We start from the raw sequence: 25,770 nt of genomic DNA on the forward strand, positions 1-25,770 counted from the left end.
CGGCCCTTGTCCTAGGGGTCCCCAGCGGGTTCCAGCCACAGGGCTGACGTGGGTGGCAGCGCCAGCACCGCCGATGCCGGGCGACCGTGCCACGGCTCATCGGTCGCGTCGACCCCACCGAGGTTGCCGATCCCGCTGCCGTTGTAAACGGTGGCGTCGGTGTTGAGCACCTCGCGCCACCGCCCCGGGCCCGGCAGGCCGAGGCGGTAACCGCTGTGCTCGGCGCCGGCGAAGTTGAACACACACGCCATCACCGAGCCGTCGCTGCCGTAGCGCAAGAAGCTCAACACATTGTTGCCGGCGTCGTTGGCGTCGATCCAGGAATAGCCCTCAGGCTTGATGTCCTGACTCCACAGCGCCGACGACGCGCGGTAGATGTGGTTGAGATCGTGTACCAGCCGCAGGATTCCGTCGGAGAAGCCGTTCTCGTCGAGCTGGAACCAGTCCAGGCCTCGCTCCTCGGACCATTCGGCTCGCTGGCCGAATTCCTGACCCATGAACAGCAGTTGCTTGCCCGGGTGCGCCCACTGGTAGGACAGCAGGCTGCGCAGTCCGGCCGCTTTGTCATGGTCGCTACCGGGCATCCGCTCCCACAGCGTGCCCTTGCCGTGCACCACCTCGTCGTGGCTGATCGGCAGGACGAAGTTCTCGCTGTACGCGTAGATCATCGAGAACGTGATCGCGTGGTGGTGGTAGGTGCGATAGATCGGATCGCGGCCGAAGTAGTCGAGCGTGTCGTGCATCCAGCCCATGTTCCACTTCATCGAAAAGCCAAGGCCGCCAACGCTGGTCGGCCGGGTCACACCGGGCCACGACGTCGACTCCTCGGCGATGGTGACGATGCCGGGCGCCGCCTTGTGTGCGGTGGCGTTCAACTCTTGCAGGAACTGGACGGCTTCCAGGTTCTCCCGGCCGCCGTGGATGTTCGGCGTCCAGCCGCCTACTGGGCGTGAGTAGTCCAGGTAGAGCATCGAAGCGACGGCATCCACCCGCAAGCCGTCGATGTGATACTCCTCGAGCCAGTACAGCGCGTTGGCGACCAGGAAGTTGCGTACCTCGGCGCGGCCGAAGTCGAACACATAAGTGCCCCAGTCGAGTTGCTCGCCGCGGCGCGGGTCGGAGTGCTCGTAGAGCGGGGTGCCGTCGAAACGACCGAGCGCCCACGCGTCCTTGGGGAAGTGGGCGGGCACCCAGTCCACGATGACGCCGATGCCGGCCTGATGTAGCGCATCGACAACGGCGCGAAACTCATCGGGAGTGCCGAACCGCGACGACGGCGCGTAATACGACGTGACCTGGTACCCCCACGATCCGCCGAACGGGTGCTCTGCAACGGGCAACAATTCAACGTGGGTGAATCCTTGTGCCAGAACGTATTCCGTCAGTTCGTGGGCTAGGTCGCGATACGACAGGCCGGGCCGCCACGAGCCGAGGTGCACTTCGTAGGTGCTCATCGGCTCGAACACCGCGTTGCGCGAAGCGCGGGCCGTCATCCATGAGTCGTCGGCCCAGTGGTAATCGCTGACGTTCACCCGCGAGGCGGTCTGCGGCGGTACCTCGGTCGCGAACGCCATCGGGTCGGCGCGATCGGTGACCGATCCGTCGGCGCCGTGCACCCGGAACTTGTACAAGCCACCGTGGGGGAACTCGGGCCAGAACAATTCCCACACGCCCGACGAGCCGAGCACCCGCATCGGTGCCTCGTTGCCATTCCAGCCGTTGAACTCGCCGATCAGGCTGACGCCGTTGGCATTGGGGGCCCACACCGCGAACGACACCCCGTCCACTGTGCCGTCGGCGGTGGTGAACGAACGGGGATGGGCGCCAAGCACGTCCCACAGTCGCTCGTGGCGGCCTTCGTTGAACAAGTGCAGATCGACTTCGCCGAGCGTCGGCAGGAATCGGTAGGCGTCGGCCACTGTGTGCGGTTCGCCGTTTTCGTAGCGCACTTCGAGGCGGTAGTCGATCAGGTTGACGAACGGCAGCGCCACCGCGAACAGGCCGGAATCGATGTGCTGCAGAGGAAACCGGTCGTCGCCCACCAGGGCGGTGACCTCGGCGGCGTGCGGGCGGAAGGCCCGGATGACGGTGTGGTCGCTGTATTCGTGCGCGCCCAGCGTGCCATGCGGATTGTGATGCTCGCCGGCTACCAGCCGGGCCAGGTCACTGGGATCGGGCGCCAAGCGGGCCCGGGCGACTTCTTCGCCTGCCTTCATTGTCGTATTACCTTCGGCACAGTAGCGGGATTCGTGCTTCGGACGGTATGAGCGGCATGTTGATCACGTGAGCGACGGCGTGGCCAGGATCAATGCGCACGTAGTTGGCCGCACCCCACTGGTATTCCTCGCCGGTGATCTCGTCACGAACCCAGAACCGCTCGTGAGGCTCCATACCCAATGCGGCCATGTCCAACCACAAGGTCGCCTGTTCCGGGCCGAAGGCGTTGAGTGTCACGACGACCAGCACGCAGTCACCAGTAGCCGGGTCGAACTTGCTATAGGCCAGCAACGCATCGTTGTCGATGCCGTGGAAGGTGATGTTGCGCAGTTGTTGAAGAGCGGGGTGCAGGCGACGAATGTTGTTCAGCCGCGAGATGAATGGCTCCAGCGATCGTCCGGCCGCCAACGCGCCGGCGAAGTCACGGGGGCGCAGTTCGTATTTCTCCGAGTCGAGATACTCCTCACTGCCCTCGGCGACGGCGTGGCCTTCGAACAGCTCGTAACCGGAATACACCCCCCAGGTGGGGCTCAGGGTTGCGGCCAGCACCGCCCGGATCGCGAACATGCCCGGCCCGCCGCGCTGCAGGCTGGCATGCAGGATGTCGGGGGTATTGACGAACAGGTTCGGCCGCCGGTAGTCGGCGATCTCGGGGATCTGCTCGCCGAATTCGGTGAGCTCCCACTTCGCGGTGCGCCAGGTGAAATAGGTGTAGGACTGGGTAAATCCCAGCTTGGCCAAACCGTATTGGCGGGCCGGCGGGGTGAACGCCTCCGATAGGAACAGCACGTCGGGATCGGCCGCCTTGGCCTGAGCGATCAACCACGCCCAGAAGTTGGGCGGCTTGGTGTGCGGGTTGTCGACGCGAAAGATCGTGACGCCGTGGTCCATCCAGTACCGCACCACTCGGAGCACTTCGTCGTAGAGACCGGCGGGGTCGTTGTCGAAGTTGATCGGGTAGATGTCCTGGTATTTCTTGGGCGGGTTCTCGGCGTAGGCGATGGTGCCGTCCGGCAGCTCGGTGAACCACTGCCGGTGGTCCTTGGCCCACGGGTGATCCGGCGCGCACTGCAGCGCCAGATCGAGTGCCACCTCCAAGCCGAGGTCTCGAGCGGCGGCGACGAACTCGTCGAAGTCGGCGATCGTGCCCAGCCGCGGATGTATCGCGTCGTGTCCACCCTCCTCGCTGCCGATCGCCCACGGCGAGCCGACGTCACCGGACGCGGCCGTGGCGGTGTTGTTGCGGCCCTTGCGGTGCACCTTGCCGATCGGATGGATCGGCGGCAGGTACACCACGTCGAAGCCCATCTGCGCAATGCGCGGCAGGGCCGCCGCCGCGGTGGCGAAGGTCCCGTGCACCGGGTTGCCCTTGGCGTCCCAGCCGCCGGTCGAGCGTGGGAACATCTCGTACCAGGACCCGAAGCGGGCCAGCGGACGGTCGACCCACACGCCGTACTGCTCGCCGCGGGTGACCAGCTCGCGCAGCGGATACTGCATCAGGAGCTTGTCGATCTCGGGGGTCAACGCCAGCGCGGCGCGCGGCACCGGATCGCCGGGTTTGCGCAATGCATCCGCGGCTTTCAGCAGCGGTTCACGCTGCGCGCGGGGCACTCCGGTCGCGGCGCGCTCCAGCAGCTGCGCCCCGACCCGCAGATCGTTGGACAGCTCGGCCTCACCCTGGCCGGCGTCGAGTTTGGCTTCGACACCGTGCCGCCAGGTGTGGATCGGATCGCCCCAGCCGTCGACCCGATACGTCCACAGCCCAACGCGATTGGGCGTGAACGCGGCATGGAACACAAAGGGCTCCAGACCGTCGGGGGACATCGGCACGTGCAACGGCTTCACCCGCGCGACCGGGTGGGCAGGCTCGGCCAGCGATGACGCTGGGGCCTGCACCGCTTTGAGTCGACGCGTTTCACCAACCTGCGGATAGCGCGACCCGAGGTAGCGCACCACCAGCGTGGCCGCCACCGCGTCATGGCCTTCGCGCCATACCGCCGCGCGGACCGGAATCACCTCGTCGATAACGGCTTTTGCCGGATAGGCGCCGCTCGACACGACGGGTGCGACGTCATCAATCTCGACACGACCGGGCACCGATACTCCTTCTGAGCTCGTCGGTTGTCGTCTTGGGCGCGGTCGAACCGCGACCTGCGCGTCTTCGGCCGGCTTTGCTTGGCATGCCCTCTGCGCCCCATACCCACCGTAGTGTCGAGCCACACCTCGCGTCGGGTCGCGCGGGCGGTTCGGGAGGCGAAACGTGCCTTCGCGTCAGTAAGGTGGTGACGTGTGAAAGCCCTCCGTCGGTTCACGGTCCGTGCCCACCTTCCGGAACGCCTGGCGTCGCTGGAGCAGCTGTCGACCAACCTGCGATGGTCGTGGGACAAACCGACTCAGGACCTCTTCGCGGCACTCGATCCGGCGTTGTGGGTCCAGTGCGGGCAGGATCCGGTCGCCCTGCTGGGCGCGGTCAGCCCGGCTCGACTCGACGAGTTGGCGCTCGAAGGCGGGTTTTTGGAATGGCTGGACAGGCTGGCCGCAGACCTTGACGACTATCTGACCCGCCCGCAGTGGTATCAGCAGCAACAGAGCAACGGCACCAAGATGCCCAACTCCATCGCATACTTCTCGATGGAGTTCGGCGTCGCGGAGGTGCTGCCGAATTACTCGGGCGGGTTGGGGATCCTGGCCGGCGATCACCTCAAGGCCGCATCGGATCTCGGGCTACCGCTGATCGCGGTCGGCTTGTACTACCGCTCCGGTTACTTTCGCCAGTCGCTGACCGCGGACGGCTGGCAACACGAGGACTATCCCTCGCTCGATCCGGCCGGACTGCCGCTGCGTCTGCTCGCCGACGCCGCAGGCACGCCGGCACTGGTCGAGTTGGCGTTGCCGGAATACGGGTCGCTGCGGGCGCGGATCTGGGTGGCTCAGGTCGGTCGGGTGCCGCTGCTGCTGCTGGATTCCGACATCCCTGAGAACGAGCACGACATGCGCGGGGTCACCGACCGCCTCTACGGCGGCGACCAGGAACATCGCATGCAGCAGGAGATCCTGGCCGGGATCGGCGGAGTGCGGGCCATCCGCGCGTTCACCGCGATCGAAGAACTGCCCGTGCCCGAGGTGTTCCACATGAACGAGGGCCACGCCGGGTTCCTCGGGGCCGAGCGGATTCGCGAACTCGTCGACGCCGGGCTGGATTTCGACACCGCGCTGACCGTGGTGAGGTCCAGCACGGTGTTCACCACCCACACCCCGGTGCCGGCCGGTATCGACCGGTTCCCGCATGCGATGGTGCAGCGGTATTTCGCCGGAAGCACAGCGGACGCCGCGGGCATCGCCGCCGGGTCGGTGCTGCTGCCCGGCGTACCGGTCGGGCGCATTCTCGCGTTGGGCGCCGAGGACGATCCGGAGAAGTTCAACATGGCCCATATGGGTCTGCGGCTCGCCCAGCGCGCCAACGGTGTTTCGCTGCTGCACGGTGAGGTCAGCCGGGACATGTTCAACGAGTTGTGGGCCGGATTCGACGCGGGCGAGGTGCCGATCGGGTCGATCACCAATGGCGTTCATGCCCGCACCTGGGCGGCGCCGCAATGGTTGCAGCTGGGCCAGGAGTTGGCCGGGCCGGACTCGTTCAGCGACCCCGGTGTATGGCTGCGGGTCAACGAGGTCGACGGGGGTCACCTGTGGTGGATCCGGTCGCAGCTGCGCGCGCTGCTGGTCGAGGACGTCCGGGCACGGCTGCATCGGTCGTGGTTGGTTCGCGGTGCTCCGGAAGCCGAATTGGGCTGGATCGCAAGCGCATTCGACCCGGACGTGCTGACGATCGGGTTCGCCCGACGAGTGCCGACCTACAAGCGCCTGACCTTGATGCTGCGCGACCCCGAGCGGCTGGAAAAGCTGCTGCTCGACGAGAAGAAGCCGATTCAGCTGATCGTCGCCGGCAAGTCCCACCCCGCCGACGATGGCGGCAAAGCGCTGATCCAGCAGGTGGTCCAATTCGCCGACCGGCCCGAGGTGCGGCACCGGATCGCGTTCCTGCCCGACTACGACATGTCAATGGCCCGGCTGCTGTATTGGGGCTGCGACGTCTGGCTGAACAACCCGCTGCGCCCGCTCGAGGCGTGTGGTACGTCGGGGATGAAGAGCGCACTCAACGGCGGTCTCAACCTGTCGATCCTCGACGGCTGGTGGGACGAGTGGTACGACGGCGAGAACGGCTGGGCGATTCCGTCGGCGTCCGGGGTCACTGAGGAACGCCGCGACGACCTGGAAGCCGCTGCTCTGTACGACCTGCTGCAGAAGTCCGTCGCGCCAAGGTTTTACGAGCGCGACGAGCACGGTGTGCCGCGCCGGTGGATCGAGATGGTCCGGCACACCCTGCAAACGCTCGGCCCAAAAGTGTTGGCCTCCAGGATGGTTCGCGACTACACCGAGGGCTACTACCTGCCGGCCGCTGAATCGCTGCGCCGGACGGTCGCCGTTGACGGCGACGGCCAGGCCGCGTTCGATCCGGCCCGCGATCTGGCGTCCTACCGGCGGCGCGCCTTCGAGGAGTGGCCGCAGATCCGGATCACCGACGTCGACAGCACCGGTCTGCCGGACACGCCGATCCTCGGGTCGAAGCTGACCCTAACCGCGACGGTTCAACTGGCCGGTCTGGGGCCTGAGGAGGTGACCGTCCAGGCGCTGGTCGGTCGAGTCGAGGTCGGGGATGCGCTGGTGGACCCGGTCACCGTCGAGATGCCCTACACGGGAACGGCTTCCGGTGGGGACCATGTCTTTGCGACGACGACGCCGCTGCCGGTCGCCGGGTCGGTGGGCTACACCGTGCGGGTGCTACCCAATCACCCGATGCTGGCCTCGGGTGCTGAGCTGGGATTGGTCACGCTGGCTTAGCCGTCAGACGCGAGCCTCGGTGAGCGATATCTACGTTAACGTGCTGGTTACTCGCAGGTGTCCGCGCCAAGGTCGATTTCGACGTGCCGATCACTCACGCGGGAGTAGTCAGCCGCTCCAGCGCCGCGCGCACCGCGGCCGCATCGGTGGTCGGCCAGAACGGCGGCAGCGAGGCGCGCAGGTAGCCGCCGTAGCGAGCGGTCGCCATCCGGGAGTCCAGCACCGCGACCACCCCGCGATCGTCGATGCCACGCAGCAACCGGCCCGCGCCCTGAGCCAGCAGCAGCGCGGCGTGGCTGGCCGCGACGGCCATGAAGCCGTTGCCCCCGGCGCCGGCCACGGCCCGCTGCCGGGCCGACAGCAGCGGATCGTCGGGCCGTGGAAACGGGATCCGGTCGATGATGACCAGCGACAGCGACGGGCCGGGCACGTCGACGCCCTGCCAGAGCGACAACGTGCCGAACAGCGAAGTCGACTCCTCGGCGGCGAACTTCTCGACGAGCGTGGAGGTGTTGTCCTCGCCCTGACACAACACCGGCGTCGACAACCGCTCGGCCATCGCGTCGGCGGCCGCGCGGGCAGCGCGCATCGACGAGAACAGCCCGAGCGTTCGCCCGCCTGCCGCGGTGATGAGTTCGGCGATCTCGGTCAGCTGCTCGGCGGTGCCGGTGCCGTCGCGGCCGGGCGGCGGGAGCTGCGCCGCGACGTAGAGGATTCCCGCTTTGGCGTGCTGGAACGGCGATCCGACGTCGAGCCCGCGCCATGGTGTTTCGGCATCCGCCAGGCCCCACGCCTCGGCCATCGCGTCGAACGAGCCGCCGACGGTCAACGTCGCCGAGGTCAGCACCGCGGTCGAGTCGGCGAACAACCGGGTGCGCAGCAGCCCGGCCACCGACAGCGGCGCAACCCGAAGATACGTGCGCGTCGACCCGCGATTGTCCTCGTGATCGAGCCAGACCACATCGGTGCGGTCGGCGATCGCCGGCCCGAACGAGGCCAAAATTCGCGTTGCGGTGTCGGCGATTTCGGCCAGGCTGGCCACCGCTTCGGAGCGGGCCGCCGCGGCCTTGGGATCGGTGGGTGAGGTGTCGATCGTTGACCGCGCCGCGGTGGCCGCGTCGCGCAGCGCGGTGAGGTTGGTGGCGAGCTCGTCGTCGAGGTGGTCCATCCGTCCGGCCGACGCGTTCTGGACGACCGTCTGGAAGCTGGCCGAGGCCCGTTCCCAGCGCTGCGTGAGCTCCGGGTCAATCAGCTGGGCGATCCGCCGTGAGGCGATGCCGAGTGCGGTTGCCGTGAGCTCGCCGGTGGCCACCGCGGTGACTCGGTCCACCAGATCGTGCGCCTCGTCGACGATCAGCAGCTTGTGTTCCGGCAACACGGGCGAGTCGGCGACGGCATTGATGGCCAGCAGCGCGTGGTTGGTGACGACGACATCGGCGCCGCCGGCTTTGGCGCGGGCCCGTTCGGAGAAGCAGTCGGTGCCAAACGGGCAGCGGGCCATCCCGAGGCATTCCCGCGCGGAGACGCTGACCTGACCCCACGACCGGTCGGCCACGCCGGGCTTGAGGTCGTCGCGATCGCCGGACTCCGTGCTCGACGCCCATTCGGTGAGCCGCTGCACCTCGCGTCCCAGCGCGGAGGCCACCTGCGGCCGAAACAGCTCGTGCGGCTCTTCGTCGGAATCAGTGGCTGAGCCGTTGTGAATCTTGTTCAGGCACAGGTAATTCTGCCGGCCCTTCAGCAATGCGAATCGCGGTGTGCGGGGCAGCGCGTCGTCGAGCGCGTCGACCAGTTGGGGGAGATCGCGGTTGACCAGTTGACGCTGCAGGGCAATCGTCGCCGTCGACACCACGACCGGCGCGTTATCCGACACCGCTCGATCGATGGCCGGCACCAAGTACGCCAATGATTTGCCGGTGCCGGTGCCCGCCTGAACGGCCAGGTGCTCGCCGGATTCGAAGGCGTGTGCGACCGCGGTGGCCATGTCCAGCTGGCCGCTGCGTTCACTGCCGCCCAACGCGGTCACCGCAGTTGCCAGCAGCGTCGTCACTGCCGTCGGCGCATCGTCGGACGTGGCTACTCCTGGGTGTCGGCCGGCGGACGTGGGACCGGAATCTGGGTCGTCGGGATCGCCGGGTCGCCGTGCGACAACATCAGACCCTCCCACGGCAAGCTTCGCAAGCCCGACGCCACCAGTTCGCGCGCCACGCCCAGGTCCGTTCCGGCGACCGGCTCGCCGCTGCGGACCAGGGGAACGGTCAGCACCCGCGCCGGCTCGTCGTGTGGCGGCGGTCGGCCCGCCGGATGGACGACCTCCTCGGTGATGGTGCCGGTCGAACGGGACAGCCGCAGGGCCGCTTTGCGGCCGCCGCGCGATTCCTTGTGGACGCTGCGCTTCTCGACCGGTACGCGGTCGACCTCGACCAGCTTGTAGACCATGCTCGCGGTGGGCGCTCCCGAGCCGGTCACCAGCGCGGTGCCGATCCCATAGCTGTCCACCGGTTCGGCGCGCAGTCCCGCGAGGGCGAATTCGTCGAGGTCGCCGGAGACCACGATGCGGGTCTGAGTGGCTCCGAGCCGGTCGAGCTGTTCGCGGACCTGTCGGGCCAGCACGCCCAGGTCGCCGGAGTCAATGCGCACCGCGCCGAGCCCGGTGCCGGCCGCCGCGACGGCGTTGTCGACGCCGATCGTCACGTCGTAGGTGTCCACCAGCAGGGTGGTGCCGGCGCCCAGGGCGGCGACCTGGGCCGCGAACGCGCCCGGCTCGTCGGGTCCGTCCGAGCCGTCATAGAGCAGCGTGAAGGCGTGCGCGCTGGTGCCTTCGGTCGGCACTTTGTAGCGACGATGGGCTTCCAGGTTCGACGTCGCAGCGAACCCCGCGACGTAGGCGGCGCGGGCGGCCGCGACGGCGGCACGCTCGTGGGTCCGGCGCGAGCCCATGTCCATCAGCGGCCGGCCGTGCGCGGCGCTCACCATCCGCGCGGCGGCGGAGGCGACGGCGGTGTCGTGGTTGAAGATCGACAGCGCCAGCGTCTCGAGTATCACGCATTCGGCGAAGCTGCCGTGCACCGAAAGCACCGGGGAGCCAGGGAAATACAGTTCGCCTTCGGCGTAACCGTCGACGTCGCCGCTGAACCGGAAGTCGCGCAGATATGCGAGCGTTTCGCCGTCCAGGAATTCCGCCAGCGACGCGCAAGCGGCGTCGTCGAACCTGAAGTCGGACAAGGCTTCCAGGAACCGGCCCGTCCCGGCGACCACACCGTATCGGCGTCCGTCGGGCAGCTTGCGAGCGAACAGCTCGAACGTGCACCGGCGGTGCGCCGTGCCGGCGCGCAACGCCGCCGACAGCATGGTCAGCTCGTACCTGTCGGTCAGCAGCCCGGTGTACCCGGAGTCGTTCACGCCGCTACGGTATCGGTTATCCGAGGGTGGCTCGGTATCCTGGAGACCATGGTTGCGTCAGCCCCGACCAAGCCGGGAACCACCGGGCAGCGGGAAGCGGACACGGTTGAAGCCACCGCGGCTCCCTGGGTGACCATCGTCTGGGACGATCCGGTCAATCTGATGAACTACGTGACGTATGTCTTTCAGAAGCTGTTCGGTTACAGCGAACCGCACGCCACCAAACTGATGCTGCAGGTGCACAACGAAGGCAAGGCGGTGGTCTCGGCGGGCAGCCGGGAATCGATGGAGGTCGACGTCACGAAACTGCACGCGGCGGGTCTCTGGGCCACCATGCAGCAGGACCATTGAGATCGGGTGCGTAAATGGAAGCGGGTGGAAACCGCCGACGGTGCCCGCTTCCGGTCCGCGCTGGACGCGCATGAAGTGGCGCTACTGAAGAATCTGGTCGCTTCGATGATCGGATTGCTCGACGAACGCGAATCGGCCTCGCCTCAGGACGAACTCGAGCAGATCACCGGCATGAAGACCGGCAACTCCGAGCCGCCGGACAACGCCACGTTGCAGCGGCTGCTCCCCGATTTCGCGAAGCCCAACGACGATCCGGAAGAAGACACCGACAGCCTCAACGCCGCGTTGCGCAGCCTGCACGAGCCCTCTATCATCGAAGCCAAAAGAGTTGCGGCACAACAACTTCTGGACTCATTGCCCGATGGCGGGGGCAAAATCGAGCTGAGCAAGGACGTCGCGCACGCCTGGACGTCAGCGGTCAACGACCTGCGTCTGGCCTTGGGCACCATGCTCGATATCCGCCCGGACGGTCCCGACCGACTGCCGGACGATCATCCGCTGGCCGCGCATCTCGACGTCTATCAGTGGCTGACCGTGCTGCAGGAGTACTTGGTCGTGGCGTTGATGGGCTCGCGATGAACGCGATTACCGACGTCGCGGGCATCCTGGTCGGCCAGCACCATCGACTGGACCCCGACGCGACCATGGGCGCGGGGTGGGCCAGCGGTGTCACCGTGGTCCTGACGCCGCCCGGCACGGTCGGCGCGGTCGACGTGCGCGGCGGGGCGCCCGGCACCCGCGAAACGGATCTGCTCAATCCGGCCAACAGCGTGCGCTACGTCGATGCGGTGTTGCTGGCCGGTGGCAGCGCGTTCGGGTTGGCGGCGGCCGACGGCGTGATGCGCTGGCTCGAGGAGCGTGACCGCGGCGTGGCCATGGACGGCGGGGTGGTGCCGATCGTGCCGGGCGCGGTGATCTTCGATCTGAAGGTCGGCGGTTGGGGTAATCGGCCCACCGCCGAGTTCGGTTACGCCGCCTGCGGAGCCGCCGGAACCGAGGTCGCCGTCGGCACGGTCGGCGCCGGGGTGGGCGCGTGCTCGGGTGTGTTCAAGGGTGGTGTCGGGACGGCGTCGATGACGCTGCCGTCGGGGGTGACCGTCGGTGCGCTGGTGGTGGTGAACTCCGCAGGCAACGTGGTCGACCGGTCGACCGGTCTGCCGTGGTTGAGCTACCTGGTCGACGAGTTCGGTCTGACGCGCCCGCCCGACGAACAAATCGCCGACCTGGCCACCCTGGAATCGCCGCTGAGCTCGCTGAACACCACGATCGCGGTGGTCGCGACGGACGCTGCGTTAAGTGCGGCGGCGTGCCGGCAAATTGCGAGCACTGCTCACGATGGGCTTGCCCGCAGCATTCGACCCGCACACACCCCGGTCGACGGCGACACGGTGTTTGCCCTGGCCACCGGCGCCATCGAGGTGGCGCCGCCGGCCGACGTGCCGGCCGCTTTCGCACCGGAGACGGCCCTGGCCACCGCCGTCGGCGTCGCGGCGGCCGACTGCCTGGCCCATGCGGTGCTCAGCGCGGTGATCGCCGCCGACCCGGTCGCCGACGTCCCGACCTATCGTGGACTGTTGCCGGGAGCATTCCGGCCGACGGACGGGCGGGAGCCGGCATGACCAGCCAGATACAGCAGCCGAAGAAGCGGTCTGCCTTCGTCGTCGGCGGAGTCACCATCCTCAGCTTCGTCGCGCTGCTGTACGTCGTCGAGGCGTTCGATCTGCTCGACGGGCACCGACTCGAGGAATACGGCATCCGGCCGCTGGAAACCGACGGCCTGTGGGGCATCCTGTTCGCGCCGCTGCTGCATGCGAACTGGGCGCATTTGGCGGCCAACACCGGGCCGGCTTTGGTGCTGGGCTTCCTGGTCACCTTGGCGGGCCTGTCGAGGTTTCTCTGGGCGACCGCAATCGTTTGGATCGTCGGCGGATTCGGCACCTGGCTGATCGGCAATCTGGGATCGTCCTGCGGGCAGACCGACCACATCGGCGCGTCCGGCCTGATCTTCGGCTGGCTGACGTTCTTGCTGGTGTTCGGCTTCTTCGTCCGCTCGGGCTGGCAGATCCTCATCGGATTGCTGGTGCTGGTCGTCTACGGCAGCGTGCTGTGGGGCGCCGTTCCGGAGCTCAATGTCTGCGGCGGCGTGTCCTGGCAGGGACACCTGTGCGGCGGCATCGCCGGGGTGCTGGCCGCGTACCTGCTGTCCGGTCGAGAACGCGAAGCCCGGCAGCGCCGTCGGCAAAGGTCGTCGACGTGAGCAACCCTTTGGCGCCCATCGGGGTGTTCGACTCCGGCGTCGGCGGATTGACGGTGGCGCGCGCCGTCATCGACCAACTGCCCGACGAGGACATCATCTATGTCGGCGATACCGGGAACGGTCCCTACGGGCCGCTCACCATTCCCGAGATCCGCGCGCATGCTCTGGCCATCGGTGACGATCTGGCGGACCGCGGTATCAAGGCGCTGGTGATCGCCTGCAACTCGGCCTCGTCGGCCTGCCTGCACGATGCGCGCGAGCGCTACGACGTGCCCGTCGTCGAGGTGATCCTGCCCGCGGTGCGACGGGCCGTCGCCACCACCCGCAACGGTCGCATCGGCGTGATCGGAACCCAGGCCACCGTCGCTTCGGGCGCCTACCAGGACGCATTCGCCGCCGCGCGCGACACCGAGGTCACTGCGGTGGCCTGCCCGCGGTTCGTCGACTTCGTCGAGCGCGGCATCACCAGCGGCCGACAGGTCCTTGGGCTGGCCGAGGGTTACCTCGAGCCGTTGCAGCGGGCCGACGTCGACACGCTAGTGCTGGGCTGTACGCACTATCCGCTGCTGTCCGGGCTGATCCAGCTGGCGATGGGGGACGGGGTCACGCTCGTTTCCAGTGCGGAAGAGACGGCAAAGGAATTGCTTCGCGTGCTGACCGAGCGCGACCTGCTGCATCCCCACCCGGAGCGTCCCGAAGCTGGTTCGCCGCTTCGCGTTTTCGAGGCCACCGGGGATCCGGCGGGGTTCCTGGCCCTCGCGGCGCGTTTTCTGGGTCCGGCGATCACCGGCGTCGAGCCGGTCCACCGTCACATCGCCGCTTCCGGCTGAGCTTATTCAGCAGTAAACCGCAGATGTTTTCAACAACATGACCTCGGGCATGGCACAGTAGTGAGCGTGCGAATTACCGTGCTGGGCTGCTCCGGGAGCGTCGTTGGCCCGGACTCGCCGGCATCGGGTTACCTCCTGCGGGCCGATGACACTCCGCCGCTGGTCATCGACTTCGGCGGAGGGGTACTCGGCGCGCTGCAGCGGCATGCCGACCCGGGGTCGGTCCACGTCCTGCTTTCGCACCTGCATGCCGATCACTGCCTTGATGTGCCCGGCCTTTTCGTCTGGCGCCGGTATCACCCGTCGCCGCCTGCCGGGAAAGCCTTGCTGTACGGACCGAGCGACACGTGGTCTCGGCTCGGCGCCGCGTCATCGCCGTACGGGGGCGAGATCGACGATTGCTCCGACATTTTCGACGTGCACCACTGGGTCGACGGTGCGGCCGTGACGATCGGCGCGCTCGACATCACGCCCAGACTGGTGTGCCACCCGACCGAGTCCTACGGCATGCGGGTCACCAACGCCGCCGGCGCCACGTTCGTCTACAGCGGCGACACCGGCTACTGCGACGCGGTGATCGACCTGGCTCGCGGCGCCGACGTCTTCCTGTGTGAGGCGTCCTGGACGCACTCGCCGGACCGGCCGCCCAACCTGCACCTGTCCGGCACCGAGGCCGGGCGGATCGCGGCCGCGGCCGGGGTAGGGGAGCTGCTGTTGACGCATATCCCGCCGTGGACCGCGCGCGAGGACGTGATCAGCGAGGCCAAAGCCGAATTCGACGGCCCCGTGCATGCGGTGGTGTGCGGCGAGACGTTCAGCGTCGGGCGCTCCTGACCGGTTGACCGCACGCTCGCAGGGCTAAAGTTGCCCTCGTGTCAAAACGAGAAGACGGTCGCCTCGACGACGAGCTTCGACCGGTCGTCATCACCCGTGGATTCACCGCCCACCCGGCAGGTTCGGTGGTGATCGAGTTCGGCCAGACCAAAGTCCTGTGCACGGCGAGCGTCACCGAGGGCGTGCCCCGCTGGCGTAAAGGCTCCGGCCTGGGCTGGCTCACCGCCGAGTACGCGATGCTCCCGTCGGCCACCCACACTCGTGGCGACCGGGAGTCGGTCAAGGGTCGGCTGTCGGGGCGCACGCAGGAGATCAGCCGGCTGGTCGGCAGGTCGCTGCGGGCCTGCATCGACTTGGCGGCGTTGGGGGAGAACACGATTGCCATCGACTGCGACGTCTTGCAGGCCGACGGCGGTACCCGTACCGCCGCCATCACCGGCGCCTACGTCGCGTTGGCCGATGCGGTGACCTACCTCTCGGCGGCGGGCAGGCTGTCGGATCCGCGGCCGCTGTCCTGTGCGATCGCGGCCATCAGCGTCGGTGTCGTCGACGGCCGGGTGCGGGTCGACCTGCCCTACGAGGAAGACTCCCGTGCCGAGGTGGACATGAACGTGGTGGCCACCGACACCGGAACGCTGGTCGAGGTGCAGGGCACGGGCGAAGGTGCCACCTTCCCGCGATCCACGCTGACCAAATTGCTCGATGCTGCCGAGGGAGCCTGCGAGCAGCTGTTCGTCGCGCAGAACGAGGCGTTGGCGCTGCCCTATCCGGGTGTCCTGCCCGAAGGTCCCGGGGCGCAAAAGGCTTTCGGAAGCTGACCGCCGGTTGATGACCCGCGTGTTGGTCGCCAGCCGCAACGCCAAAAAGCTGACGGAGCTGCGCCGGGTATTGGACGCGGCCGAGCTGTCGGGGCTGACCCTGGTGTCGCTGAACGACGTCCCGCCCTTCGACGAGGCCCCGGAAACCGCTGCGACGTTTGAAGACAACGCTCTGGCCAAGGCCCGCGACGGATTCGCCGCGACGGGACTGCCGACCGTCGCCGACGACTCCGGCCTGGCGGTGGCCGCGCTGAATGGCATGCCCGGTGTGCTGTCGGCTCGGTGGTCGGGCACCCACGGCGACGATGCCGGCAACACCGCGCTGTTGCTCGCCCAGATGCGGGATGTGCCCGACGAGCGCCGCGGCGCGGCTTTCGTCTCGGCCTGCGCGCTGGTGTCCGGCACGGCGGAGGTGGTGGTCCGCGGCGAATGGCCGGGAGCGATCGCCTACGAACCGCGCGGCGACGGGGGTTTCGGCTACGACCCGGTGTTCATCCCGGACGGCGACAATCGTTCCGCCGCGGAGCTGACGTCAGCCGAAAAAGACGCGGCATCGCATCGCGGTCGCGCACTGGCTCTACTGCTGCCCGCACTGCGTGCCTTATAAGTTATACTGCGCCTTGATATTTCGGGTCTGAAAGTGCTCGACGATGACGCCGACGAGCGGGATCGTTCCGGCCAGCAGGACGCCGATCGTCTTGCCGATCGGCCAGCGGACTTTGACCGCAAGGTTGAAAGCCGCCAGGACGTAGGCGAAATAGACCCAGCCGTGCACGATTCCGATCCAGCTGGGTGGGTTCGGCACCCTGATGACGTAATGGACCACCAGCTCGTAGCACAGCGCGATCAGCCAGATACCCGTCGTCCACGCCATCACACGGTACGCAAGCAGCGGGGTCCGGACGTTCTCGCCGGCTGTGGTCATGCGGTTGTCCTGTTCTACTGGGTTTCGTTGTCTGCCTTGGCAAGTTCAGCCAGATAGGCGTTGTACTCGCGCAGTTCCGGGTCGTCGGAGTTCTGCTGCGCGGCCTTCGGACGTTCCGGCAGTAGCCCTTCCGGTATCTCGTTGACGGCGTTGGTGTTTCGGTGCTCCGGCGGCGCATCTTCGTATCGGACGAATTTGCGGTAAGCGTAGACGCAGAATCCGGCGAACGCCGGCCACTGCAAGGCGTAGCCCAGATTCTGGAAACTGCCCGATGTCGATTCAAATCTCGTCCATTGCCACCAGCCCAGGGCCAGGCAACCGCCCGCCGCGACGATCACCAGCACGATGAGTGCGGGTCTCCGACGACGCGTAGTGGACACCCCTAGAAGGTACCCCCGGTGGTTAGCCGATACCGTCATGCTTTTGGTCCAACGAACTCGTCGAGGCGCGCCGTCGCGGCCTTGCGGTAGACGGCGACATCGAACCAGCGCGGCTGCGTCCACGGGATTCCAAGTTGATCGAGCGCCGCGCAGTACAGTCCGCGGATATCGTCGGATCGGTTCGAGAAGTGGTAGCGAACGCTCTTGACGCCGCGATCGTTCGCGACGACGCGACAGCCGTCGCTCTCTATCAGGCCGCGTACGAAGTCTTCGGTGGCTTGTTTGACGAGCTCTTGCTGCCAAGTTTCCAATCGAATCGGGCGTAGATGCTTTTTGCCAGGGCCATGCTGTGGAAACAGACACGGCCAATGTTTGGAGCACAGATAAACTTCCGTGCAATTGTCGGAACGCCGCCAAGTCCCCGCGCGCTGGCCCGGCATCAGGGCGTCAATCGATGCGCGCGTGCGGTCAATGATCTTTGGGTAGCGAGAGTCGAGGGTGATCCTCAGTCGCCACACGCGCCCGCCTCGTGAGATGCAGCCATCGCCCAGATAGATCCCAAGTACGTAGGCGTAGGCCTTCGCCGGTAGCCGGGAGAAATCGTGGGAGCAAGGTGAACCGCCCGCAGCTCTAGATCGAAGCTGCGGTCGGCATCGCCAATCGCGCACGGTGCAACGCGGAATGCCAGTTTGACGGGTGATCGCGCAGTCATTCAGACCGGCCGCGATGAGGCGTTGTACGGCGTTGAACTCTTCTGCTGATCTCATCCTTTGGCCCCTTTTACCGGGCAATGTACGAGGAGCTACCGACAGATTGATCGGTGATCGAGGCGGTACGATCGCGGGGCATGCGGGCGTGGTGGAATTGGCAGACACCCGGGCTTTAGGTGCCCGTGCTCGAAAGAGCGTGAGGGTTCGAGTCCCTCCGCCCGCACTCATTCGGTGGCAGATCTTCGGCCCTGTTGGTACTCGGCCGGTGGCAATTTAGCGGCGCTAAGCTGGTGTTGTCGCCGTATTGCTTGAGGCTGTGCGTTGGTTGGAGGGTCGTCACAGATGGTTACCCTGTCGCTGACCAGACTGGCCGTCGCAGCTGGCGGTCTGGCACTGTTCCTGACCGGCGGGGTCGTCGCGTCGGCAGACCCCGATCTAGAGCCGGTTATCAACACCACATGCAATTACTCGCAGGTGGTGTCGGCGCTTAATGCCCAGACGCCGGTCGCTGCCAGTCAACTGAACTCGTCGCCGTCGGCGCAGGCCGCGTTGCGCGGATTCCTCGATTCATCGCCGGATCAGCGCCGGCAGATAGTCGAGGAGTTGCGGAGCAAGCCGCAATCTCAGCAGTACTTTGAGCTGTACGGCGGTTTTGTCGTGCAGGTCGCCAACACCTGCAACAACTATTGAGCGGGGTCAGGTCCCGCACTCCCTAACATGAGCGGGTGGAAGCATTCTTCACCGCCGAGGGCGCATCCTATGTGCCGGGAACGATGACCCGAGGACCGTGGGGCGCGACGATGGGCGGTCAGATCGTCGGTGGGCTGCTGGGCTGGGCGCTGGACCGCCACGGCAGCGGCGATCTGCAGCCCGCCCGACTGACGGTTGATCTGTTGCGGCCGGTTCCTATCGAACCGGTGTCGATCGAGATGTCGGTGCAACGCGAGGGCCGCCGGATGAAACTCGTCGACGCCGCGATGTCGCAGCGCGGCCGAGTGGTGGCGAGGGCGAGTGCGCTGTTCTTGCGTCGCAGTGCGGAACCCGAGGGTCAGGTGTGGTCGGCAGCCGTGGCGATGCCCCCGGTGCCGATCGAGGCCCAGCCGCTTGAATCGGAAGTGCCCTTTGACATTTGGACCTACAGCGCGAACTCTGGCGACGGCAGTCCGGGTATGCCTCCACTCGAATGGGAGCAGCCGGGTGTGCAGAAGTTTGCGTGGACGCGGATATTTCGCCCGATGGTGGCGGGCCACCCGCTGACGCCGTTCGCGCGGGCAGCCTTCGCCGGGGACATCATCAGTTCGCTGACGCATTGGGGCACAGCAGGATTGCGCTACATCAACGCCGACTACACCGTGGCGATCAGCCGGCTACCCGAAGGCGAGTACATCGGTCTGGCCGCTCAGACCTATTACGGCAACGACGGGGTGGGAACCGGCGCGGCAACGCTGTTTGATCGCACCGGCCCGATCGGCACCGGGACCGCGTTAGCGCTCGCCCAACCTCCCGGCGCGTTCCAGCCGAATCCCCTGTGAATTCTTGCTACACAGCGAAATGCACGCAGGAAAGAAAAATATCTCCCCTCGCTAACCATCGCAGCGAGGGGAGATATCAGAATCGGATCAGGTGGTGGCCGGCGCCGGGAGCGCGCCCGGCAACGGACCGGAGTCACTCGGCTCACCAGTCCCCGTCGTTCCAGGCTGGCCCGACGTCGAGGTCCCGGGCACATTCGACGTCCACATCAGAATGTCTTGCAACCCGTCGTTGTAGACGATGCCGTTGGGCGGCGCGCCGGTCGCGTCGAAGTAGAGCGTGCCCTTCGACTCACTGCCCTGCGGAATGGCCGCGGGGTTGAGGCCATTGGGCACCTCGACGTTGTCGACCAGTTTGTAGGTCTGGCCGTTCGGGCCGCGGGCGCTGAAGTCGCGCACCTGAGGAGTGACGAGTCCGCCATCCGAGCGGACGGTGACGTCGGCCTGGTACAGCGTCCCCTTGGGCGTGTACCCGGGGATTGCGATGGTGCTGGGCTCCAAGTTGCTCACCGTGTAGTTGGTGACCATCGGCCCATCGATCAATGGTTCGCTGCTTCCGAATCCCTGAATGTTCGGCGCGGCGGAAGCGCTGGCCGCGGTGGCAAAGCCGATGGCAGCGATACCCGCGGCGCCAATCGCCGTCTTCATGATCGTTGTTGCGTACTTCACGATGAACTCCTTTGTGTTTCCTGCGTCTGAGCGCGAACTCTTTTTGAGCCGGCAACGCTCGAAGGGTGCAATAGCCTCCCCGTAACAGTTCCAAACGTCGCGTCATTGCGATCGCGCGATCTGCAGCGCTGTCAACTGGCCAAATGTCGATTCTATGAATTGCTGGGCGGAGGTTAATCGCGTAACTCGAACAACAGGGGCACCAGATGAATTCGTATCGCGCGCACGAATTCGGAAATCTAGCCGCAATTCGATTCACCCGACCTGGCACCATTGACGATATGAACGCCGTGATCATCGTGCTGCTGATCCTGCTCGCTACCGGCGTCGTGGTCAGCCCACTTTTGAGGATGCGGGCGTGGCTGAAAAAGTCGCCGCCCGCGCAACAGCTTCAGCCACCACCGGACGACGAAATCGACTAGCAGCCGGAGCGCCTGCCAATGAAGTCAGCAGCCCACCTCGATGGTGAACGGTTGCGTCACCGACACGCGTGGGTCGTTGAGCTGGGTTCCGGAGGCCGTGCCGGTGATGGTGTACGTGTCATGCGCGACCTGGATCTTCGACTCACCGGCGCCCGAGTTGGAGACACCGTAGAAGCCGACGAAGTTGTCGAAGTGCACCGATTCGACCGTGGGCTTTTCTGGGTCCAGCCGGAGCAGCACCTTCACGTTGGCCGGGGCCACGCTGATGTTCGCCGTCAGCAGCCAGTTCACCTGGTTGCATTTGACGGCGTGCGAGGTCCGGGTGTTGTTGTCGACGGTGACACGCGCAGTCTTCTGCGTCGCATTGTCCTGCGTGAAGCAGCCTGAGCACGATGCTGCAACCAGTACCGCGCTCACCGCCGCGGTGATCAGCCGTTGCTCCATCGGGCACCTCCCCACGCACGCAGGTTGAAGTCTCACCGTTTTTCTATCAGCCTGCGCGCGTCCCGGGGAGCAAACGTGCGCGCAGGATCAGCCGAACGAGATCTTGCCCATCAGCATGTCGATGATCGGCTTGCCCGCCTCGAACGTTCCGGTGCTGGACGAGTTGACGTGTCCGTAGTCGACCAGCAGCGTCACGCCGTTGATTCCGGCGGCAGCGTCGCTGTTGAGGAACGCCATCACGTTGCCCATCTGCTCGGGTGTGTGGGTTGCCGTTCCGGTGGCTTCGCGGTAGTCCTGGGCGAACGACAGCCAGAGGTCGGCGTTGGCCCGGGCCAGTGGAGTGTCGGTCGGGCCCGGGCAGATCGCGTTAATCCGAATGCCCTTGGCCAGGAACGGGAATGCGTGCGTGGCGACATAGGCGTTGATCGCCTGCTTGCTGGTGCCGTAGTGGCCGAAGTTTTCCGCCTCGTGCGCCTTGCTCCAGGCGTCCGCCGACTCGAAGTCGGGTGTGGCCAGAAACTCCTGCAGCCGCGGCAGATCGGTCTCCCAGCCGATGCCCGCCACCGACGAGATGAAGCAGATGGCCCCGCCGCGATTGAGTTGGCCGTTGTTGATCAGTCGGTCGATCACGTGCCGGTGGCCGATGAAGTTGATCTTCATCAGGTCCGGACCGTCGGCGATGCCGGCGGCCGAGAACAGCGCATCGACCGGCCCGCCGATCTGCTCGAGCGCGCTGTCGATCGACGCGGGGTGGCGCAGGTCGACCTGAATGCCGCGACCGAGCCCCGATTCCACCGGCGCGTAATCCAGGTTGATCACCTCGGCCCCGAGGTCACCCACGATCTTGGCCGCTGCGGCGCCCATGCCGGTGGCACCCCCGACTACCAACGCCCGCTTGCCGTCGTAGCGGAACTGCTCGATACCAGTCATTTCGATCCTCTCTTGCGACGCCCACAGCAAGGCTCGCGAGTACCCACACGGAACAGATGTTTGGTGCTACCGGTCGATAAGCCAACACGGGAAGTCCAGACGCGGACTTCAGCACAACGCACCCCGTCAGTATGCGCAGACAAACGCGCCTACCGGTGAGTATCAGATAATTTGGTTGTCAGATTTGAGTAGAAGTGTCACGTTCCGCAGCTCCGCGCACCAGGGTGTCGCGGGCATTGACCAGCGCCGCACCCCTGCCCTGAGCGCGGACGATGTTTTCCGGCACCCACAACGCATCCATCACATAGCGCGCCAGCATCGACAGCGACGGCGAGTCCTCGATCCGGATATCGCCCGACTCGATCCCATCGGACAACAACGCCCGGAGTTGACGCAGTCGCATGGTGAACGCCAGGCCGGGGTTCGGCGTGTCTGGCGGCGACTGCCGCATCCACGCGAGCTGGATCTTCCACTCGTCGGGAAACTGATCCAACGCATTGATGTTGACCCAGCTGAGCGCGTCCAACTTCTGCACCGGTGTGGCGTCCGTGCGCAGCACGCTGGCGAAGCCTCCGCCGGCCTTCTTGCCGAACGACTCCATGATCGAAGCGAGGAGTTGGTCCTTCGACCCGATCAGCCGATAGACCGTTCCGGTGCCCAGTCCCGCCGCGGCAGCGATGTCGCGGATCGTGGTGACCTCGTAGCCTTTTCGGCCGAACTCGGCTCGCGCCACCGAACGGACGTGCACGCTCTTGTCGTTACCGTCGGTCTCCTCAGCCCACGTCTTGATGGCCTCCTCGGCGGCCGCGAAAGCGCTGGATCCATTCAGTTCGGAATCGCTGTAAGGCCGACTGGCCAATCCGTGCAACATGATCCGGCACATGACGACCGCGGTTTGATCGGCCCCGCCGGTGTGCCTGATGATGTCGAGCCCGACGTGCATCATGGTTTGGCAGATTCGGTCGGCCAACGTGGGAAGGTCGATATCGGACCTGATGAAGCCGCTCCACCTCCCCGCGCGCAGTGTCTGCAGCATCGCCTGCTGGACAGCGGTCGGCGGATTCTGCAGGAGTTCGACGAGTTCCGGGTTGGCGCTGGGCGCCTCGTAGAACGACATCTGCAGCGCCGCACGATGTTGTACCGCACAGCGCGCGATTGCGGATCCCAGCTCCACAATCTTGTCCGCGACAGAGCGCGGGTCGGCCTGATCCAGCTTCTCGTGGGCGATTTCGCCGATCCGGTCCAGGTCGGCGTAGTACCGCCGGACCAGCTCGACGAGAATCGCTTCTTTCGATTCGAAGTGGTGATAGAGGCTTCCGGGCAAGATGCCCGCTGCGTCGGCGATCTCTTGCAGGGATGTCCGCAGGCCCGACGAGGCGATCAATGACGCAGCCGTGTGCAGGATTTCGGTGCGACGAGTCCCGTCGTCGTAGGAGCCGCCGGTGCCCGCTGTCAACTCGGGAATGCGCTTGGCGGCACCCCGGCCCCGCTGCGTCACGCGAGGACGTCCGGCACTGTCAGGCCGGACCAACGAATCGGCATCGGGCAAGTCTAGGCGTGCAGAGTGCGGTGTTCGTGCAGCCTCGGATGGTTGCTGAAGCCCCACGACACCTCCGCAGCTTCCACCTATAGGCGGTCGCCTTTTCGGTCGCCACCATTTCTGCCGGTGCGGCGAGACCGCTGACCCAACATTTGGTTTAACGCTACCAGGTTGCCGTGGTCCGATTGTGCAGGTTGAACGCATGTTGCGGCGCCCGCAACCGTCAGTGCAGAACCGCCTCGGCGAGCTGCGCGCCGAGTTGCACGAGGTAGCCGTCGGAGCCGTCCAGGAATGCGCTCCAGCCCAGCAGACGCTTGAGGTAGAGATGGGCGTCGTGCTCCCATGTGTAGCCAATTCCGCCGAACACCTGAATGGCGGTGTCACCGACCGCGGCAAGCCGGCCCGCGAACGCCTTCGTCCGCTGCGCGGCCGCATGCCGCTCCGCGCGGCTCCCGGCATCTGCGGCCCACAGCGCATGAATGACGCCGCTGCGGGCAAGCTCCACGGATTCGTACATGTCGACGCAGAGGTGTTGCACCGCCTGGAACGCGCCGATCGGCTGGCCGAATTGGCGACGTACCTTGGCGTATTCGACGACGAGATCGAGTACGGCACGTGCCGCACCAAGAGCGTCAGCAGCCCAGGCGATTGTCACGTCGTCGATCAGCGCCTCGACGGCGTCGGGCGATGCGATCGACAGCCGTTGCGCGGGACTGTCGTCGAAACGGACGCGAAACCGCTTGCGAGTCTGGTCGATTCCGGCCTGCAGCGTGCTCTCGAAGCCGGGGGTTCCTGCCTGGACCGCGAAAAGACCTGTCCCGTACCGATCTTCGGCCACCACGAGTACCACATCGGCGGAGCCGGCATCCCACACGTTGTCGATCCCACCGCGCAGCGCAACGCCGTCACCGTGCTCGACAACGCTCGGGCCCGGACCCTGTAATGGGCCTACCGTGGCAATCGTGGAGCCGTCGGCGATTCCGGTGAGAAGGGGGGCGGCCAGGTCGTCTTGCACGCCGAACCGCATCAGCGCACGGGTCGCCGCGACAGCGCTGGACAGCCAGGGACCGGGATGCAGGCCGGCGCCGAGCTCCTCGGCGACGATGCCGGCCTCGACCATCGTCATCCCGGCGCCGTCGTATTCCAGCGGCACCAGTAATCCGGTGGCGCCGAGTTCGGCAAGCCCTCGCCATACCGGTTCGGTCGTGCCGGTGTCGTCGTCGAGCAGCGGGCGGACATGCTCGGCGATCGGGGCTCGTTCGGCCAGATAGCCTCGGACGGTGTCGCGCAGCGCGATCTGCTCGTCGGTCAACTCGAGGTTCATGAACGCGGCAGCCCCAACACGCGCTGGGCGGTGATGTTCTTGTTGATCTGCGTCGTGCCGCCGGCGATGGTCAGCGACCGCGACGTCAGCCGGTAGTCGGCCCAGCGCCGGCCCGCGGGATCCATCCCCATCAGGTCGAAGGCCAATGCGGCGATGTCCTGCCCGACTTCACCCCAGATCGATTTGGCCAGACTCGCTGACCCGAATGCGTCGCCGCCGTGCATGATCGCCGAGATCGACCGTTTGCACAGAAGCTCGAGATACTTGATGCGCACAGCGATTTCACCCAGCCGTCGCAACGTCGTGGGCTCCTCGAGCACAGGCCGGTTGCCGACCCGGACGTCCGCAAGATCGGTGACGAGTTCCTCGAGCCGGGTCTGCATCTCCGTGTAAAGGCGTGCGGCGCCGGCGCGCTCGTGACTCAGCGTGGTGGTGGCAATGCGCCAGCCGCCGTTCTCCGTGCCGAGCAGGGCGTCCGCCGGCACCCGAACATCGTTGAAGAACACCTCCGCGAAATCGGCCTCACCGCTCAACGTGACAAGTGGTCGAACTTCGATGCCCGGCAACGACATGTCAAGAATCAGGCAGGAGATGCCTTTGTGCTTGGGCGCATCCGGGTCGGTGCGCACGTACAACTGGCACCACTGCGCGCGGTGCCCCAGCGAGGTCCAGATCTTCTGGCCGTTGACGACGAAATGGTCGCCGTCACGCACCGCGCGCGTTCGAAGCGAGGCGAGATCGGAGCCGGCCTCAGGTTCCGACATGCCCTGGCACCAGATGTCGTCAGCACGCATCATCCGGGGGAGAATGGTGCGCTTCTGCTCCTCGGTTCCGTGCTCCATGATCGCCGGCGCGATGTTGTTCATCCCGATCACGTTGAGGTGGACCGGGACCCGTGCTCGGGTGGTTTCCTCGGCGCAGACCAGCTGCTCGAGCACCCCCGCCCCGCGGCCGCCGTACTCCGGCGGCCAAGAGACCGCGGCCCACCCGGCATCGGCCATCGTCGCGTTCCACGTCCGCAGGGTCTGGAACGCCGCGTCGTCCCTACCTCTGCCGCGGTTGGCCGCGATCACGTCGTCGGTCAGGTTCGCGGCCAGCCAGGCACGCAACTCCTTGCGGACCTGTTCCACCTCGGGTGGGTATGAGAAATCCACGTGTCCTGTTGCTTCGGGGTGATTGACGTCGGGCAATGGCGAACTCTACGGTGGAACAGATATTTGGTCAACAAACTCGAGGGTGGCGTGGTTGCCGTCTGGGGGTTGCCAACCGGCTCTCTTCCGGTAAGGCTT

At 66.3% G+C, this 25,770-nt stretch carries 25 protein-coding genes and 1 tRNA gene; 13 read left to right on the forward strand and 13 right to left on the reverse strand.

Annotated features, from left to right (window positions below; translation table 11 throughout):
• Window positions 1-11: 11 nt before the first annotated feature.
• Window positions 12-2,216, reverse strand: coding sequence for a 1,4-alpha-glucan branching protein GlgB (gene glgB, locus ACQY5A_RS15975; protein WP_428341290.1), 2,205 nt, complete (start codon window positions 2,214-2,216; stop codon window positions 12-14).
• Window positions 2,217-2,223: 7 nt separating this feature from the next.
• Window positions 2,224-4,314: an alpha-1,4-glucan--maltose-1-phosphate maltosyltransferase gene (locus tag ACQY5A_RS15980; RefSeq protein ID WP_428341291.1), complete on the reverse strand. Its 2,091-nt coding sequence runs from the start codon at window positions 4,312-4,314 to the stop codon at window positions 2,224-2,226.
• Between the two features lie 192 nt (window positions 4,315-4,506).
• Here ACQY5A_RS15980 and glgP point away from each other — a divergent pair, with 192 nt between their 5' ends.
• Window positions 4,507-7,116: an alpha-glucan family phosphorylase gene (gene glgP, locus ACQY5A_RS15985; RefSeq protein WP_428341292.1), complete on the forward strand. Its 2,610-nt coding sequence runs from the start codon at window positions 4,507-4,509 to the stop codon at window positions 7,114-7,116.
• Window positions 7,117-7,210: 94 nt separating this feature from the next.
• Here the strand turns inward: glgP and ACQY5A_RS15990 are convergent, their stop codons facing one another.
• Together ACQY5A_RS15990 and ACQY5A_RS15995 are read right to left on the reverse strand one after the other, a co-directional pair.
• The gene (locus ACQY5A_RS15990; RefSeq protein WP_428341293.1) at window positions 7,211-9,166 is read right to left on the reverse strand and encodes an ATP-dependent DNA helicase; all 1,956 of its coding nucleotides are present in this window, start codon (window positions 9,164-9,166) and stop codon (window positions 7,211-7,213) included.
• Window positions 9,167-9,192: 26 nt separating this feature from the next.
• Window positions 9,193-10,518 carry a nicotinate phosphoribosyltransferase gene (locus tag ACQY5A_RS15995; RefSeq protein WP_428341294.1) on the reverse strand — a complete coding sequence of 442 codons (1,326 nt, stop codon included), beginning with the start codon at window positions 10,516-10,518 and terminating at the stop codon, window positions 9,193-9,195.
• Window positions 10,519-10,566: 48 nt separating this feature from the next.
• Here ACQY5A_RS15995 and clpS point away from each other — a divergent pair, with 48 nt between their 5' ends.
• The 8 genes from clpS to rdgB are packed head-to-tail and all read left to right on the forward strand — an operon-like array spanning window position 10,567 to window position 16,215.
• The gene (clpS, locus tag ACQY5A_RS16000; RefSeq protein ID WP_285190395.1) at window positions 10,567-10,869 is read left to right on the forward strand and encodes an ATP-dependent Clp protease adapter ClpS; all 303 of its coding nucleotides are present in this window, start codon (window positions 10,567-10,569) and stop codon (window positions 10,867-10,869) included.
• 6 nt (window positions 10,870-10,875) lie between these two features.
• Window positions 10,876-11,448, forward strand: coding sequence for a DUF2017 domain-containing protein (locus ACQY5A_RS16005; protein WP_428341295.1), 573 nt, complete (start codon window positions 10,876-10,878; stop codon window positions 11,446-11,448).
• Entirely contained in the window at window positions 11,445-12,488 is a 1,044-nt protein-coding gene (locus ACQY5A_RS16010) for a P1 family peptidase (RefSeq protein WP_428341296.1), read from the forward strand. Before ACQY5A_RS16005 ends, ACQY5A_RS16010 begins: the two co-directional genes overlap by 4 nt.
• Complete coding sequence (locus ACQY5A_RS16015) at window positions 12,485-13,126, forward strand: rhomboid family intramembrane serine protease (RefSeq protein WP_428341297.1); 642 nt, start codon at window positions 12,485-12,487, stop codon at window positions 13,124-13,126. The genes ACQY5A_RS16010 and ACQY5A_RS16015 overlap by 4 nt, the downstream gene beginning before the upstream one ends.
• The gene (gene murI, locus ACQY5A_RS16020; protein ID WP_428341298.1) at window positions 13,123-13,956 is read left to right on the forward strand and encodes a glutamate racemase; all 834 of its coding nucleotides are present in this window, start codon (window positions 13,123-13,125) and stop codon (window positions 13,954-13,956) included. The genes ACQY5A_RS16015 and murI overlap by 4 nt, the downstream gene beginning before the upstream one ends.
• Window positions 13,957-14,016: 60 nt before the next feature.
• Entirely contained in the window at window positions 14,017-14,790 is a 774-nt protein-coding gene (locus ACQY5A_RS16025) for a cyclic nucleotide-degrading phosphodiesterase (RefSeq protein WP_428341299.1), read from the forward strand.
• Between the two features lie 38 nt (window positions 14,791-14,828).
• Window positions 14,829-15,608, forward strand: a complete 780-nt coding sequence (gene rph, locus ACQY5A_RS16030) for a ribonuclease PH (RefSeq protein ID WP_428341300.1) — start codon at window positions 14,829-14,831, stop codon at window positions 15,606-15,608.
• A 10-nt stretch (window positions 15,609-15,618) separates the two neighbouring features.
• Window positions 15,619-16,215, forward strand: coding sequence for an RdgB/HAM1 family non-canonical purine NTP pyrophosphatase (rdgB, locus tag ACQY5A_RS16035; protein ID WP_428341301.1), 597 nt, complete (start codon window positions 15,619-15,621; stop codon window positions 16,213-16,215).
• On the opposite strand, the gene ACQY5A_RS16040 is transcribed toward rdgB, so the two are convergent.
• From ACQY5A_RS16040 to ACQY5A_RS16050, 3 genes are read right to left on the reverse strand one after another with little or no spacing between them, the layout of a single operon-like run.
• Entirely contained in the window at window positions 16,210-16,533 is a 324-nt protein-coding gene (locus ACQY5A_RS16040; protein ID WP_428341302.1) for a DUF3817 domain-containing protein, read from the reverse strand. The two genes, rdgB and ACQY5A_RS16040, sit on opposite strands and share 6 nt — an antisense overlap.
• 14 nt (window positions 16,534-16,547) lie before the next feature.
• Window positions 16,548-16,913, reverse strand: coding sequence for a hypothetical protein (locus tag ACQY5A_RS16045; protein ID WP_428341303.1), 366 nt, complete (start codon window positions 16,911-16,913; stop codon window positions 16,548-16,550).
• Between the two features lie 35 nt (window positions 16,914-16,948).
• Window positions 16,949-17,680 carry a hypothetical protein gene (locus ACQY5A_RS16050; RefSeq protein WP_428341304.1) on the reverse strand — a complete coding sequence of 244 codons (732 nt, stop codon included), beginning with the start codon at window positions 17,678-17,680 and terminating at the stop codon, window positions 16,949-16,951.
• An 82-nt stretch (window positions 17,681-17,762) separates the two neighbouring features.
• Between ACQY5A_RS16050 and ACQY5A_RS16055 the strand changes: the two genes are divergently transcribed.
• The 3 genes from ACQY5A_RS16055 (at window position 17,763) to ACQY5A_RS16065 (ending at window position 19,155) form a co-directional block, all read left to right on the forward strand.
• Window positions 17,763-17,846 (forward strand) — tRNA-Leu (locus ACQY5A_RS16055).
• 119 nt (window positions 17,847-17,965) lie between these two features.
• Window positions 17,966-18,313: a hemophore-related protein gene (locus ACQY5A_RS16060; RefSeq protein ID WP_428341305.1), complete on the forward strand. Its 348-nt coding sequence runs from the start codon at window positions 17,966-17,968 to the stop codon at window positions 18,311-18,313.
• Window positions 18,314-18,396: 83 nt separating this feature from the next.
• Window positions 18,397-19,155, forward strand: coding sequence for a thioesterase family protein (locus ACQY5A_RS16065; RefSeq protein WP_428341535.1), 759 nt, complete (start codon window positions 18,397-18,399; stop codon window positions 19,153-19,155).
• An 87-nt stretch (window positions 19,156-19,242) separates the two neighbouring features.
• Here ACQY5A_RS16065 and ACQY5A_RS16070 read toward each other — a convergent pair whose 3' ends face one another.
• Window positions 19,243-19,821 (reverse strand): MPT63 family protein, encoded by a 579-nt coding sequence (locus tag ACQY5A_RS16070; protein ID WP_428341306.1) that lies wholly within the window; start codon window positions 19,819-19,821, stop codon window positions 19,243-19,245.
• Between the two features lie 281 nt (window positions 19,822-20,102).
• Here ACQY5A_RS16070 and ACQY5A_RS16075 point away from each other — a divergent pair, with 281 nt between their 5' ends.
• Window positions 20,103-20,243, forward strand: a complete 141-nt coding sequence (locus ACQY5A_RS16075; protein WP_428341307.1) for a hypothetical protein — start codon at window positions 20,103-20,105, stop codon at window positions 20,241-20,243.
• A 24-nt stretch (window positions 20,244-20,267) separates the two neighbouring features.
• On the opposite strand, the gene ACQY5A_RS16080 is transcribed toward ACQY5A_RS16075, so the two are convergent.
• From ACQY5A_RS16080 to ACQY5A_RS16100, 5 genes are all read right to left on the reverse strand, one after another.
• Window positions 20,268-20,687 (reverse strand): lipoprotein LpqH, encoded by a 420-nt coding sequence (locus ACQY5A_RS16080; RefSeq protein ID WP_428341308.1) that lies wholly within the window; start codon window positions 20,685-20,687, stop codon window positions 20,268-20,270.
• 87 nt (window positions 20,688-20,774) lie between these two features.
• Window positions 20,775-21,617 carry an SDR family oxidoreductase gene (locus tag ACQY5A_RS16085; RefSeq protein WP_428341309.1) on the reverse strand — a complete coding sequence of 281 codons (843 nt, stop codon included), beginning with the start codon at window positions 21,615-21,617 and terminating at the stop codon, window positions 20,775-20,777.
• Window positions 21,618-21,795: 178 nt separating this feature from the next.
• Complete coding sequence (locus tag ACQY5A_RS16090) at window positions 21,796-23,115, reverse strand: TetR/AcrR family transcriptional regulator (RefSeq protein ID WP_428341310.1); 1,320 nt, start codon at window positions 23,113-23,115, stop codon at window positions 21,796-21,798.
• A gap of 265 nt (window positions 23,116-23,380) precedes the next feature.
• A complete protein-coding gene (locus ACQY5A_RS16095) occupies window positions 23,381-24,481 on the reverse strand; it encodes an acyl-CoA dehydrogenase family protein (RefSeq protein WP_428341311.1) in 1,101 nt (366 codons plus the stop codon).
• Window positions 24,478-25,635 (reverse strand): acyl-CoA dehydrogenase family protein, encoded by a 1,158-nt coding sequence (locus ACQY5A_RS16100; protein WP_428341312.1) that lies wholly within the window; start codon window positions 25,633-25,635, stop codon window positions 24,478-24,480. Before ACQY5A_RS16100 ends, ACQY5A_RS16095 begins: the two co-directional genes overlap by 4 nt.
• Window positions 25,636-25,770: the final 135 nt, after the last annotated feature.

It is taken from the genome of Mycobacterium sp., assembly GCF_965277065.1.
Classification (GTDB): Bacteria; Actinomycetota; Actinomycetes; order Mycobacteriales; family Mycobacteriaceae; genus Mycobacterium.